This is a genomic window from Rothia kristinae NBRC 15354, assembly GCF_001570865.1.
GTDB lineage: Bacteria > Actinomycetota > Actinomycetes > Actinomycetales > Micrococcaceae > Rothia > Rothia kristinae.
Genome location: NZ_BCSM01000008.1, coordinates 19,455 through 32,168 on the forward strand (window position 1 = coordinate 19,455; position 12,714 = coordinate 32,168).

11 protein-coding genes are annotated in these 12,714 nt (G+C 73.0%); 6 read left to right on the plus strand and 5 right to left on the minus strand.

The window, feature by feature from the left end:
* Positions 1-88: 88 nt before the first annotated feature.
* Both KKR01S_RS06110 and KKR01S_RS06115 read right to left on the minus strand, forming a co-directional pair.
* On the minus strand, positions 89-1,525 hold the full coding sequence (locus tag KKR01S_RS06110) for a sodium:solute symporter family protein (RefSeq protein ID WP_242650360.1): 1,437 nt from the start codon (positions 1,523-1,525) through the stop codon (positions 89-91).
* A 195-nt stretch (positions 1,526-1,720) separates the two neighbouring features.
* On the minus strand, positions 1,721-2,287 hold the full coding sequence (locus tag KKR01S_RS06115) for a helix-turn-helix domain-containing protein (RefSeq protein ID WP_061225561.1): 567 nt from the start codon (positions 2,285-2,287) through the stop codon (positions 1,721-1,723).
* Between the two features lie 221 nt (positions 2,288-2,508).
* On the opposite strand from KKR01S_RS06115, the gene KKR01S_RS06120 reads away from it, so the two are divergent.
* The gene (locus KKR01S_RS06120; protein ID WP_061225562.1) at positions 2,509-3,513 is read left to right on the plus strand and encodes an apurinic/apyrimidinic endonuclease family protein; all 1,005 of its coding nucleotides are present in this window, start codon (positions 2,509-2,511) and stop codon (positions 3,511-3,513) included.
* A gap of 119 nt (positions 3,514-3,632) precedes the next feature.
* Here KKR01S_RS06120 and KKR01S_RS06125 read toward each other — a convergent pair whose 3' ends face one another.
* On the minus strand, positions 3,633-4,409 hold the full coding sequence (locus KKR01S_RS06125) for a glycerophosphodiester phosphodiesterase family protein (RefSeq protein ID WP_058730452.1): 777 nt from the start codon (positions 4,407-4,409) through the stop codon (positions 3,633-3,635).
* Between the two features lie 99 nt (positions 4,410-4,508).
* Between KKR01S_RS06125 and KKR01S_RS06130 the strand changes: the two genes are divergently transcribed.
* From KKR01S_RS06130 to KKR01S_RS06140, 3 genes are all read left to right on the plus strand, one after another.
* Entirely contained in the window at positions 4,509-5,261 is a 753-nt protein-coding gene (locus KKR01S_RS06130) for a fructosamine kinase family protein (RefSeq protein WP_061225563.1), read from the plus strand.
* 340 nt (positions 5,262-5,601) lie between these two features.
* Positions 5,602-6,804, plus strand: a complete 1,203-nt coding sequence (speB, locus tag KKR01S_RS06135) for an agmatinase (protein ID WP_081046027.1) — start codon at positions 5,602-5,604, stop codon at positions 6,802-6,804.
* Between the two features lies 1 nt (position 6,805).
* The gene (locus tag KKR01S_RS06140; protein WP_242650359.1) at positions 6,806-8,107 is read left to right on the plus strand and encodes an aminotransferase-like domain-containing protein; all 1,302 of its coding nucleotides are present in this window, start codon (positions 6,806-6,808) and stop codon (positions 8,105-8,107) included.
* Positions 8,108-8,235: 128 nt separating this feature from the next.
* On the opposite strand, the gene KKR01S_RS06145 is transcribed toward KKR01S_RS06140, so the two are convergent.
* Entirely contained in the window at positions 8,236-9,489 is a 1,254-nt protein-coding gene (locus KKR01S_RS06145) for a threonine/serine exporter family protein (protein WP_058730450.1), read from the minus strand.
* A 179-nt stretch (positions 9,490-9,668) separates the two neighbouring features.
* Between KKR01S_RS06145 and KKR01S_RS06150 the strand changes: the two genes are divergently transcribed.
* Positions 9,669-10,277, plus strand: a complete 609-nt coding sequence (locus KKR01S_RS06150; RefSeq protein WP_081046026.1) for a lytic transglycosylase domain-containing protein — start codon at positions 9,669-9,671, stop codon at positions 10,275-10,277.
* 45 nt (positions 10,278-10,322) lie between these two features.
* Here KKR01S_RS06150 and KKR01S_RS06155 read toward each other — a convergent pair whose 3' ends face one another.
* Positions 10,323-11,519 carry a cytochrome P450 gene (locus KKR01S_RS06155; protein ID WP_058730448.1) on the minus strand — a complete coding sequence of 399 codons (1,197 nt, stop codon included), beginning with the start codon at positions 11,517-11,519 and terminating at the stop codon, positions 10,323-10,325.
* A gap of 90 nt (positions 11,520-11,609) precedes the next feature.
* Here KKR01S_RS06155 and KKR01S_RS06160 point away from each other — a divergent pair, with 90 nt between their 5' ends.
* Positions 11,610-12,629, plus strand: coding sequence for a sulfurtransferase (locus KKR01S_RS06160; protein WP_081101600.1), 1,020 nt, complete (start codon positions 11,610-11,612; stop codon positions 12,627-12,629).
* Positions 12,630-12,714: the final 85 nt, after the last annotated feature.

The following is a 12,714-nucleotide window of genomic DNA, read 5'->3' on the forward strand; positions in this document are numbered from 1 at the left end:
GCTGGCGTGGGCTCTGACCCGGTCAGAACCCACGGCGGCGACGGTTCGGCGCAGGGGGGCGGCGGGTACGGGACGCGGGCGCGCGGGGTTACCGCGCCAGGCGCTCCCGCCAGGCGCCCAGCACGTGCCGCGGCGTCGGCGGGGTGGCCAGGGAGACCCCGACGAACACCACCAGGGAGGCCGCCAGACCCACGTAGATCGGGGCGTTGGCCTCCACCCCGAACACCGCCATGGACACCAGCACGCCCACGGTGCCCACGACCATGGACCACCCGGCGGCGGCCCCGGTGGCCCGCTGCCACACCAGCGCCCCCAGGATCGGCACGAGCAGCCCGCCCACCAGGATCCCGTACGCGATGGTCAGCGCCGTGACCACGCTGGGCACGAGCATCGCGATGATCGTGACGACCACGCCCAGCCCCAGCACGTACCACCGGTCCAGGGCCATCGCGGCCTCGGACTCCCCGGTGACCTCCAGGGACAGCTGCTCGGTGTCCGGGTGCGACGTCGCGTCCTCCGCCGCGGACCCGCCGCCGGCCAGGGAGCGCAGCAGCGGCACCACGTCCACCCGCGCCACCGTGGCCGAGGCGATCAGCGCCCCGGAGGCGGTGGACATCATCGCGGCCACCCCGGCGGCCAGCACCAGCCCGCCCAGGCCCACCGGCAGGTAGCCCTCGGCCAGGGCCGCGAAGGCCTCATCCCCGGAGGCCAGGTCCGGCAGCACCACGGCCCCGGCCATCCCGATCACGGCCCCGGCCACCCCGTACAGCAGCACGTACACGCCCGAGGCGGTCCCGCCCCAGCGGGCCACCTGCGGGGAGCGGGCGGTGAACACCCGCTGCCAGATGTCCTGGCCCACCAGGATGCCCAGGGTGTAGACCACGAACATCGTCACGATGTACCCGGGCCCGCGCGCCCCGAGATCGAAGTGCGCGGCGTCCAGGCGCTGCTCCAGCCCGGACCAGCCGCCCGCGGCGTGCAGGGAGAAGGGCAGCAGCAGGAGGAACATCCCGACCGTCATGATCGCGAACTGCAGCAGGTCCGTCAGGGTGATGGACCACATCCCGCCCAGGATCGAGTACCCGATGACCACGACCGCCCCGAGGGCGATCCCCCAGGCGCGGTCGATGCCGAACAGCACCCCGAACACGCTGGCGTAGGCCGAGGTGGAGGTCACCGCGAGCATCAGGGTGTACCCGAGTATCACGATCGAGGAGGCCCGCACCGCCCGCCCGCCGAAGCGCAGCCCCAGCATCTGGGAGACGGTGTACACCCGCAGCCGCTGCAGCCGGCCCGCGAACAGCAGGGACAGCACGATGACTCCCACGGCGATCGCCGTCACCAGCCACACCCCGGACAGCCCGTAGGTCCAGCCCAGCCCGACGCCGCCGATGGTCGCCGCCCCGCCGAGCACCACTGCGGACATGGTGCCCGTGTAGAAGACCGGGCCCAGGCGCCGCCCGGCCACCCGGTAGTCCTCGGTGCTGCGGGCCCGGCGTTTGCCCACCCAGCCGAGAAACAGCATGAGCAGCAGATACAGGATGATGACGGCGACGTTCACGTGGGTCTCCTGAGTCTGGATGAAGTGCGTGGCCTCACGATACTGGGTGCGGATCACCACCGTGTTGCGCTGCCTGCGCCGAACCGTCATCGGCGTGGCTTCCGGGGCGCTGTTGAGCCACGTGGGTGACGGTTCGGCGGAACCCTGAGGCCCGGCCGGTCAGGGGGCCAGCAGGATCCACAGGACCTCGGCCGGCTCCTCGCCCAGGCTGCGCCAGGAGTGCGGCTCGCGCCCGCTGAAGGTCACCGTGTCCCCGGGGCCCAGGGCGTGTTCCCCGGCGGCGGTGCGCAGCAGGAAGCGCCCGGAGATCACGTGCAGCAGCTCGGTCTCGCACTCCACCGTGTACAGGGCCTCCTCGCCCTCCCCGCCCGGGGCGACGCTGGCGCGGATCACCTGCGCGCCCTCCAGCTCCGGGGCCGAGACCAGCCGCTCGGCGATCCCGGTGCCGCCCAGATCCACGTGCGGGGCCTCCGCCAGGCGCACCACCGTCGTCGGCGGCTCCTCGAACAGCTGACCCACCGGGACTCGCAGCGCCCGGCAGATCTTCACCAGGGAAGCCACGGACGGGGAGGTCTGGTCCCGCTCCACCCGGGAGAGGAAGCCCTTGGTCAGCCCGGCCGCCCCCGCCAGCTGCTCGATCGTCATGTGCGCGCGCAGCCGGTGGTTGCGCAGGCGGGCGCCGAGCTCGGGGTCGCGCTCGGACTGCTGGACCGGCAGGGCCTTCATGGGTCGCTCCTGGTGGGGTGGGCGGCGTCGTGATCTCCCCAACGATCCTGCCATCTGCGCCGAACCGTCACCCGCGTGGCTGATCGGCCCGTCGGAACCCACGCCGATGACGGTTCGGCGCGGCAGCACCGGGGGGCGAGTGACACGGATGGGCAGGTCAGGGCGGTTCTCGTTACGCTGGCTGGGCAGAACGTCATCGCACCGACCCACCCGAAAGCGACATGAACCACCTCGTCTCAGCTCGCCGCCCCGCGGCCGCCATCGCCCTGCTCGCCTCCGCGGCCCTCGCCCTGTCCGGGTGCGGCTCCTCCGCCGACTCCGACGACGCCGCCTCCGGATCGGGCTCCGCCGCCGCCTCCGCGTCCGGGTCCGCCGGAGGGGCCCAGGCCTCGACGTCGGCGTCGGCCAGCCCGACCACCAGCGGCAAGGACGCGCAGCTGGTCGGCGGCGGACGCACCATGTTCCCGGACCGGCGCATGGTCGCCCTGTACGGCTCCCCCAACGGGCCCTCCCTGGGCGCGCTGGGCGAGCGGTCCCCGGAGGAATCCGCGCAGCGGGTCAAGAAGATGGCCGAGGACTACCAGCAGTACAGCAAGGAGAAGGTAATCCCGGCCTTCGAGATCATCACCACCACCGCCTCCAGCGCCCCCGGTGCGGACGGGGACTACTCGGATGAGATCCCCGTGGAGCAGCTCAAGCCGCTCATGGACGTGGCCAAGAAGGAGGGGATCTACGTGGTCCTGGACTTCCAGCCGGGCCGCTCCGACTTCCCCAGCCAGGTGGAGCAGTACAAGGAGCTGCTGGCCGAGCCGAACGTCGGCGTCGGCCTGGACCCGGAGTGGCGCCTGGCCCCGGACGAGCTGCCGCTGCAGCAGATCGGCACCGTGGACGCCTCCGAGATCAACCGGACCCTGGACGACATCGCCGCGATCACCCGCGAGCACGAGCTGCCGCAGAAAGCCGTGGTCATCCACCAGTTCGCCGGGACAATGATCACCAACCGCGAGCAGATCGACACCTCCCACCAGGAGCTGGCCCTGACCCTGCACGCGGACGGGCACGGCACCCCGGAGCTGAAGAAGGAGACCTGGAACGCCCTGCAGGAGGGACTGCCGAAGGGCATCTGGATGTCCTGGAAGAACTTCTACGACGAGGACACCCCGATGTTCACCCCGCAGCAGACCTACGAGCTGCAGCCCAAGCCCTGGGTGGTCACCTACCAGTGACCCGCCGGGTGCCCGGGGGATGACGTCGGTCCCGGGCTGCGCGGGGCAGGCGTGGTGCTCCCAGGGTGCGGGGGCGGCGTCGGCCGCGGCTCAGGCGGCGGCCCCGGGCACGGCGCGGCTCAGGCGCTGTGCCGCCCGGCGGGGATCCGGGCGAACTGGCGGATGACCCGCTCCGGGCCGTCCGTGCACATCCCGCGCACGCCCCACGCGGCGAGCTTGCGGGAGCGGCCCCGATCGTTCACCGTCCAGGTGTTCACGCCCAGGCCCTCCGCGTGCAGCAACCGCACGGTGGCCCGGCTCAGGTCCCGGTGGTGCGGGTGCACCCACGTCGCCCCGGTGCTGCGCACCGCCTCGCGCCACTCGGAGCGTCGGCTCCACGGGGCCATCTGCAGCGGCTCGAACAGGCAGGCCGTGGCGTAGCCGGGGGCTGCCCGGTGGAACGCGGCCAGCAGCTCATGGTTGAAGCTGGAGACGATCACCTCCCGCTCCGGCGCCAGCCGATCCAGGTGCTCGGTCACGGTCTCCAGGAACCGGGTGGTGCGCCGCGGCGTCGGATCGGACAGCTTCAGCTCCAGATTCAGATTCAGCCCGCGGACCTCGGCCAGCTCGATCAGCTCGCCCAGCTGAGGCACCCGCTGCCCCGCGTGCGCGGAGGAGAACCAGGAGCCGGCGTCGATCCCGGCCAGATCCGTGCGGATCAGCTCGGCCACCGGCCCGACGGCGTCGGTGGTGCGCTCCAGCGTCGCGTCGTGGATGAGCACGGCGGTGCCATCGCCCAGCAGGTCGACGTCCGTCTCGATCCAGCCGAAGCCGGCGTCCGCGGCGGCGCGGAAGGCCGCCATCGTGTTCTCGGGTGCTCTGGCACTGTGCCCGCGGTGGGCGATCAGGAAGCTCACGGCTCCATCCCAACAGGTCGCATCGACGGCAGGGTGAACGGCGGGGGAACCGCTCGGGAACCCCCACCCTATGCGCATCCGCCGTGATAAACCGGAGGGATGGACACTTTCGTGAAGAACACCACGGGACGCGCCGCCGACTGGGAGGCCGCGGGGCTGGACTGGCTGGCCCGCGCCGAGCCGGACGGCGGGGTGCGCATCTGCCGGGTCCTGGGTCGGCCCGACGGCGGGCTCGAGCTGGAGCGGATCCGGGAGGCCGCGCCGTCGAAGTCCGTGGCCGGGGCCTTCGGCCAGGCGCTCGCGGTGACCCACGATGCCGGAGCCCCGGCCTTCGGCGCCGGTCCCGACGGCTGGGAGGGGGACGGCTACCAGGGGCCCGCCGGTCAGCAGCTGGACCTGCGCCTGGGCTCGTGGGGCTCCTGGGGCGAGTTCTGCGCCGCCGCCCGGGTGGCGCCGCTGGTGCGCGCGGGGAGGTTCGGGGCGGATGAGCGGGCGCTGTTCGGGAAGCTGTGCGATCGCCTGCGTGCCGGGGACTTCGATGACGACGACGCCCCGGCCCGCTGCCACGGGGACCTGTGGTCCGGGAACGTGCTGTGGACCGAGGACGAGGTGGTGCTCATCGACCCGACCGCCTTCGGCGGGCACCGCGAATCCGACCTCGCGGCGCTGTCCCTGTTCGGCGCGCCGCATCTGCGCGAGATCATCGCGGGGTACCAGCAGGTCCATCCGCTGCAGGAGGGCTGGGAGGACCGGGTGGCCCTGCACCAGATCCACCTGATGCTCCTGCACGCCGTGCTCTTCGGCGGCGGCTACGTGACCCGCGCCCTGGAGATCGCCCGCCGCTACGCCTGAGCGGGGCTCCGCGCCCGTTCGGGCGCGTCCCTCCCGCGACCCGGCGCATCCGTTCCCGTTCGTACGGGTTCTTCCGGCGAGATGGCGCATCCGTTCCCGGTTTTCGCGTTTTCGGGAACGAGAGCGCCGGGTCGGTGAGGGGGTGGGTACGAGGGCGCCGGGTCGGTGGGGGTGAGGGTGTCTCGAGCGCAAGGGGTGGGTACGGGAGCGCCGGGTCGATGCAGGAGGAGGGCGTCGGGAGTGCGGGTCCTCGAAGAAGGGGAAGCGCTGGGGCAACTTCTGTTGCACAATGGGAAACGACGCAGATCACATCCTCGTCGTCGAAAGGCAGCAGCATCCCATGACGGACCAGCACCCCGCTGAAGACCCCACCGAAACCACCGGATCCATCGGAACCCCCACCCCCGCCGCGAGCTTCTCCGCGCGTCCCCGGCGGGTCACCACCACGGCCTCGGACGGGCGGCAGATCCTCGGCCCGGTGGACGCCGCGCAGGTGCCTCGCTGGGCCGGGAGCGGGACCTTCGCCCGACTGCCTCGCCTGGACGAGGTGGAGCACGCCGACGTCGTCGTCGCCGGGATGCCGTGGGACACCGGCGTCTCCTACCGGCCCGGCGCCCGCTTCGGCGCCAACCACGTGCGGGAGTCCTCGCGGCTGCTGCGGCCCTTCAACCCGGCGCAGTCCCACTCGCCCTTCGCTGGGGTGCAGGTGGCCGACGCCGGGGACATCATCGGCAACCCCTTCGACATCGAGGAGGCGCTGGCCGCGATGCAGGCCGGGGCCCGGGAGCTGACCGAGGGCGGGACCCGCCTGGTCACGATCGGCGGGGACCACACCATCGCGCTGCCCAACCTGCGCAACCTGGCCGAGCGCCACGGGAAGATCGCCCTGCTGCACTTCGACGCGCACCTGGACACCTGGGACACCTACTTCGGCGCCGAGTACACCCACGGCACCCCGTTCCGCCGGGCCTTCGAGGAGGACCTGCTGGACACGGACGCCCTGTGCCACGTGGGCACCCGCGGCCCGCTGTACGGCACCGAGGACCTGGATGACGACGCCCGCTTCGGCTTCGGCATCGTCTCCTCGGCGGACATCTACCGGCTCGGGGTGGACCGGGTCGTGCAGATCCTGCGCGAGCGGATCGGGGACCGTCCGCTGTACGTCTCCCTGGACATCGACGTGCTGGACCCCGCCCACGCCCCGGGCACCGGCACCCCCGAGGCCGGCGGGGCCACCTCCCGGGAGATCCTGGAGATCCTGCGGGGCCTGCGCGGGCTGAACCTGGTAGGTGCGGAGGTCGTGGAGGTCGCCCCGGCCTACGACCACGCCGAGATCACCGGCATCGCCGCCGCCCACATCGTCTACGAGTTCATCACCCTGCTCTCGCTCGGCGCGGGGGCCGACGCCGGCTCCCCGGTTTACGGGGAGGCCGACGCCGTCTACGGCGCTCGCCCCGGACGGGCCCGGCGCGACGAGGTTCGGGTGGTGCCCGTGGCCGACGTCGCCGGAACCCCCGACACCACCGGCCGGAAGGAGGCCTGAGGTGCCGAGCATCCAGGAGCTGATGGAGGGCGCCACCGGCGCCGACGCGCGGCTGATGCGCGGCTTCGCCGAGCGCGCCGGGGGCTTCCGTCCCTCGGCGGTGCGCGACGTCTTCGAGGTCGCGATGCGCCCCGGCATCGTCTCCCTGGCCGGGGGCAACCCGGACCTGGAGCTGCTGCCGCTGCAGGAGCTGGGGGAGATGGCTTCGCGGATCATCGCGGAGGAGGGTCTGGAGGTCCTGCAGTACGGCTCGGGGGCGGGGTATGAGCCGCTGATCGAGCTGGTCACCGAGTTCATGCGCTCGGAGGGCTCGCACCCGCGGGTCGAGGAGATCCAGATGACCGCGGGCTCCCAGATGGGTCTGGACCTGGTGACCAAGCTGTTCTGCGATCCGGGCGACGTCATCCTCGCGGAGGGCCCCACGTACACGGGGGCGCTGGGGGTGTTCGAGGGCTACCAGGTGGATGTGCGCCAGGTGCCCCTGGACGAGGACGGCCTGGATCCGGCCGCCGTCGAGACCCGCATCCGGGAGCTGAAGGAGCAGGGCAAGCGCGTCAAGCTGCTCTACACGATCCCGAACTTCCAGAACCCCACCGGGGTGACGCTGGCGCAGGATCGCCGGGCCGAGCTGGTGCGGGTCTGCCGGGAGCAGGACGTGCTGGTGGTGGAGGACAACCCGTACGGTCAGCTGTCCTTCTCCGGTGAGCGCCTGCCGTCCCTGCACTCCTACGACCCGGAGGCCGTGATCTACCTGGGGTCCTTCTCCAAGGTGTTCTCCCCGGGGGTGCGCGTGGGCTGGATGGTCGCGCCGCCGCGGGTGCGCAAGTTCCTGCAGATCGCGGGGGAGGCGGTGACGATCTGCCCGTCGGTGCTCTCCCAGCGCCTGGTCCTGGGGTTCATGGGGCAGGGGCTGTGGGAGTCGCACACCCGCCGCACCGCCGCGCTGTACCGGGAGCGCTGCGACGCCGTGCTCACCGCGTGCCGCGAGCACATGCCGGCCGGCACCCGGTGGACGACGCCGACCGGCGGTTTCTTCACCTGGCTGACCCTGCCGGAGGGCGGCCGGTACGACGACGCCTCGCAGGCCCTGGCCCCGGCGATCGACAACGGCGTCGTGTTCGTCCCCGGCACGGCCTTCCACGATGACCCGACGATGGGTCGCACGCCCGGGACGGATCCGGCCGGGGGCGCGGTGGACGACGCCGGCACCCGCCCGGGCGCCCGGAACCTGCGCCTGGCCTTCTCCTCGGTGGCCCCGGACCGCCTGACCGAGGGGGTGCGGCGCCTGGCCGAGGTGCTCTGAGCCCGAGCGAGCCGATGCTTCAGCGCCGAGGCGGCGCATCCGTTCCCGAAAACTCCATTCCGGGAACGGATGCGCCGCCTCGCGGCATCCGGCCCGCGGTCCGGGCCCCGGGAGTCCCCGGAACCGGTCTATGACCGTGCGCGCAGCCGCCGGGGGCGCAGCCGCACCGCGAGGCCGTGGGCGGTGAGCAGCCCGAGGGTCATGGCGGCCAGGCTCAGGGCGGCCGTGGCCGCGTCCGTCGTCACGCTGAGCAGTAGATCCTGGCTCGGCCCGGTCACCAGGTCCATCAGCCCCGCCACGGTGCGGAACACGAACACCCCGGGGACGAGGGCCACGACCGCCGCGAAGCCGATCCCCGCGAAGGGCACGTGCCGGGTCAGCACCACGGGGGCCACCACCAGCCCGGCCACCAGGCAGGCGATGAAGTCACCCACCACGACGCCGGCGCCCACCGGCCCCAGCAGCACCCACCGCACCGCGTGGGCCGCGGCCCCGGCGAGCACCGCGTGCGGGATGTAGCGGGCCTGGAGGGAGAAGTAGACCGGATAGGACGCGGCGGCCGCCGCGGCCGCCGGCACGTCGATCCACCAGGCGACCGAGCGACCGGCCGCGTGGACCGGCAGCTGGGCCCCGCCGAGGGCCAGGCCCAGCAGCAGCCCGATGCTGATGCCGACCACGATCAGGGTGCCGAAGACCAGCCGGGCCCAGCCCAGGGTGATGCGCCGAGCCGCCAGATCCAGCATCCCGTTGAGCAGGTGCGGGCCGGGGACCAGGACCATCGCCGGGCAGACCGCGACCAGGCGGGCGTCGCTGGCGGTGCCCAGGTGCACGGTCAGCGCCCCGGCCAGTCCCGCGAGCAGCGCGGCGGCGAAGGCCTGGCCGATCGGCCCGACGCCGCGCCCACCCAGCCACCGCCGGATCACCGCGCCCAGCCCGGCGGCCACCGCCACCAGCACATAGGACACGGGCAGCCGGGCACCGAAGATCGCCGCGAGGGAGCAGGCGCCGGTGATGCAGGCCAGCGCGAAGATCGGCAGCGGGTAGGCAGGCGTCGACGCGGCGTCCTCGAGGCGCCGGGACAGCTCGCGGGCCGAGGGCTTCGGCTGCGCGCGCAGCTGCGCCATGGCGTTCACGACCACGCCCATGTGCACCCCGGTCGGGGAGCCGATCAGGCGCCGGTGGAGCCGGCCGTCCGGGGAGGCGAGCACGGAGCCGTCCCATTCGGGCAGCAGGCGCACCGGCACCTCCAGGCGACGGGAGAGATCCTCGACGGCCTGCACCGTCCCCGAGGTGGTGCTGCCGTGGGTGAGCATCAGCTGCGCGGCCTGCCCGACCACCCCCAGACGCTCCTCCCGGCTTTCCTGTTCGGGATCCGCGTTCATCCTCGCTCCTCCTTCCGCGGCCGGGTTCCCGGTCTGCGCCGGAGATCGCTGATTCCATCCTGCGCTTCGCACCGGAGGCCGGCAAAGCGGGACGCGCACAGTCCGAGCCTCCCAGCGGCGACGGCGCCCCCGGCGTCGCCACCCGGACGACGACGGGGCGTCCCGTATGCTGGGGCGCGATGAGCGAATCACAGGAGAGGGCCCGCGGCGGGCGGGGACGGGGTGCCCTGCGTGCCGCCGTTCAGCACTGGCAGGTGCTCGCGGCTCTCGGGCTGCTCGTCGTCGGCGCGGTGGGTCTGGCCGTCACCGACTACGTGCCCGCGGATGAGACCTGCACCGCCGCGGACTCCCGCCCCATCCCGCAGGACCTCGTGACGGACCTGGAGGGCGCCTCCCGCGAATCCGGCTTCCCCGTGCGAGTGCTGGCCGCGCAGCTGGACGCCGAGTCCGGCTGGAATCCGGACGCCCACTCCCACGCCGGGGCCATGGGCATCGCCCAGTTCACCCAGGACACCTGGGACATCTGGGGCGGGGACGGGGACCCGATGGACGAGCACGACGCGATCGCCGCGCAGGGCCGGTACATGAAGTACCTGCGCACCGAGCTGGCGGACCTGGCCGGAGACGACGAGGACGCCCTCATCCGCTACGCCCTGGCCGGGTACAACGCCGGACCCAACGCCGTGAAGGACGCGAAGGGCGTGCCGAACTACCCGGAGACCCGCAGCTACGTGGACAAGATCATGCGGCTGCAGCAGGAGAAGTACGCCCGCACCTGCGACGGCTGAGGCGATGCCGACGCGCGGCGCGCCCTCGCCCGGCGCGGTCGGCGATCAGCGGCGGACGATGACGGGCACCGAGGAGAACCCGGCCACGGGATAGACCTCGTTGGCGGTGGGCCCGGCCTCTTCGATCGCGGTCGTGGCTGCGAGCAGCTCCTCCACGAGCAGCCGCAGCTCCAGCCGGGCCAGGGGTGCGCCGGGGCAGGCGTGGATTCCGGTTCCGTACACCAGGTTCGCGGACTGATCGCGGTCCGGTCGGTACTGCGCGGCGTCGGGGAAGGCGGCTTCGTCCCTGTTGGCGGAGGTCCAGTTCAGGGTGACCCGTGCCCCGGCGGGCAGGCGCCGGCCACCCACCTCCACGGGGCGGGTGGTCACGCGCCGATTGCTCACCAGCGGGTCCCGCAGCCGCATGATCTCCTCCACGGCCGCGGGGATCTGCGTAGGATCGCTGCGCAGCCGCTCCTGCTCGCGGGGGTGGGAGGCGAGGAACTGCACCAGCACCCCGGCGCAGGCCGCGATGGTGGACAGCTCGCCCACGGTCCAGTTGCGGATGAGGCTGATCAGCTCGGGTTCGGTCATCGGGCGGGCGCCGTCCGGCAGCTCGACGACGTCGCGCATCAGCTGGGCGGTGACGTCGCGCGGACGGCCCTCGGCATCGAGCCCGGCGGAGCCCGTCCGGTCGGCGAGCATCCGGCGGATCGTGCCGTCGAACTCCAGGGCCACCCGACCGATCTCCGCGCGGTCCCGGCGCAGCGTGGCCTCCCGGTTGCGCTGAACCCACGCGCTCAGCGGCTCCCGATACTCCTCCTCCCACCCCATGAAGGCGGCGGTGATGCGCAGGGCGTACTGGCGGGCGAACTCCCCGGCCGCGTCCACGCGGTGTCCGGCGGGCAGCTCGGCGATGAGCTCGCGGATCACGGTGCGCAGCACGGGTTCGGCGGCGGCCATGCGCTCGGGGGTGAAGTAGGCGTCGTTGATGCGGCGGAAGGCCGTGTGCTCGGGTCCGTCCAACCCGTTGGGCACCGCGACGTGCCGATCGGAGACGCGGTTGCTGAAGGTCTGCGGGTCCAGGGCCGCAGCGGCGACGTCGGCATGACTGAGCAGGGTGTACCCCAGGTAGTCGTCGTGGGCCACAGGGCAGTGGGCTCGCAGCGCGTCGTAGGCGGCGATCTGATCCTGTTGCACCTCGGGGGAACGGGGGTCCCAGTCGGCGGGAACGGTGGTGTCTTCCGGTCTGCGGACTGTCATGGATCCTCCCTGATCACGGCTGCCCCTCCAATCTAGTACGAACAATGCGCATTATGGGCCGTCACTGGTCCCCCGCGTAGGATGAGGCCCATGACCCACGAGCTGCCCTGGATCGTCTCCGTCGCCGACCTCGCCTCCCTGCAGCGCGCGGCCGAGAACGCCGCCGCCGAGAACGCCCGGCACCGGGCCGCCGCCCGCGAGGCGGCCCGCGCCCTGGAGAACCCCGAGCAGCTGACCGCCGAGCGGCTGCAGGAGCTGGAGGCCCAGCTGGCCGCCGAGGACGAGCGCCTGCGCACCGCGCCCATCGAGGGGCGTCCCGTACGCGTGGCGGACGTGCGCTGGTACCTGGACGGGCGCTCCGGGGAGGAGGCCTACGAGGCCGGGCACATCCCCGGGGCCGTGTTCGTGGACCTCGACTTCATGCTCGCCGCCCCCGCCTCCCCCGAGGAGGGACGGCACCCGCTGCCGATGGAGGAGCGCTTCGCCGCCGCGATGGAGATCAGCGGCATCGCCGAGGACACCCTGGTCATCGCCTACGACGACGCCTCCGGCGCCTCCGCCTCCCGGCTGGTCTGGTTGCTGCGGGCCACCGGGCACCAGGCCGCGGTGCTCGACGGCGGGCTGCCCGCCTGGGTGGCCGCGCACGGTCAGGACGCCCTGGAGGTCGGGCCGGATGAGACGGAGCCGGAGGAGTCCGGGGCCTTCGCCGCCGCACCCTTCGAGGACTCCTGGCTGGCCGACATCGACGAGACCCAGGAGACGGCGTCCTCGGGCGGCGTCGTGCTCGATGCCCGCGCCCCGCAGCGCTACCGCGGGGAGGAGGAGCCCGTGGATCCCCGCGCCGGGCACATCCCGGGGGCGCGCAACCTGTTCCACCGGGACCTGATCGACGAGCACGGGCTGTTACGCACCCCGGAGCAGATCCGCGCGCGGCTCACCGAGGCCGGGGTGGACCCCGAAGCACAGGAGACGCCGATCGTGTACTGCGGCTCCGGGGTGACCGCCACCCACGAGATCGTGGCCCTGGCCAGCGCGGGGGTGCGGGCGCGACTGTACCCGGGCTCCTGGTCCCAGTATTCGGCCACGGACCGCCCCGCCGCCACCGACTGACCCTTCCGCCCGAGCCCGGCCTCTCGCGACCCGGCGCATCCGTACCCATGTCCCGCTCGGTCTTCCGCGAGGCGGCGCATCGGTT

Bases quoted from the DNA above. Each gene is read 5' to 3' on its own strand.
- KKR01S_RS06160 (WP_081101600.1), top strand. From the start codon at position 11,610: ATGACCCACGAGCTGCCCTGGATCGTCTCCGTCGCCGACCTCGCCTCC.
- KKR01S_RS06145 (WP_058730450.1), bottom strand. From the start codon at position 9,489: ATGAACGCGGATCCCGAACAGGAAAGCCGGGAGGAGCGTCTGGGGGTG.
- speB (WP_081046027.1), top strand. From the start codon at position 5,602: ATGACGGACCAGCACCCCGCTGAAGACCCCACCGAAACCACCGGATCC.
- KKR01S_RS06110 (WP_242650360.1), bottom strand. From the start codon at position 1,525: ATGCTGTTTCTCGGCTGGGTGGGCAAACGCCGGGCCCGCAGCACCGAG.
- KKR01S_RS06150 (WP_081046026.1), top strand. From the start codon at position 9,669: ATGAGCGAATCACAGGAGAGGGCCCGCGGCGGGCGGGGACGGGGTGCC.
- KKR01S_RS06115 (WP_061225561.1), bottom strand. From the start codon at position 2,287: ATGAAGGCCCTGCCGGTCCAGCAGTCCGAGCGCGACCCCGAGCTCGGC.
- KKR01S_RS06120 (WP_061225562.1), top strand. From the start codon at position 2,509: ATGAACCACCTCGTCTCAGCTCGCCGCCCCGCGGCCGCCATCGCCCTG.
- KKR01S_RS06130 (WP_061225563.1), top strand. From the start codon at position 4,509: ATGGACACTTTCGTGAAGAACACCACGGGACGCGCCGCCGACTGGGAG.
- KKR01S_RS06155 (WP_058730448.1), bottom strand. From the start codon at position 11,519: ATGACAGTCCGCAGACCGGAAGACACCACCGTTCCCGCCGACTGGGAC.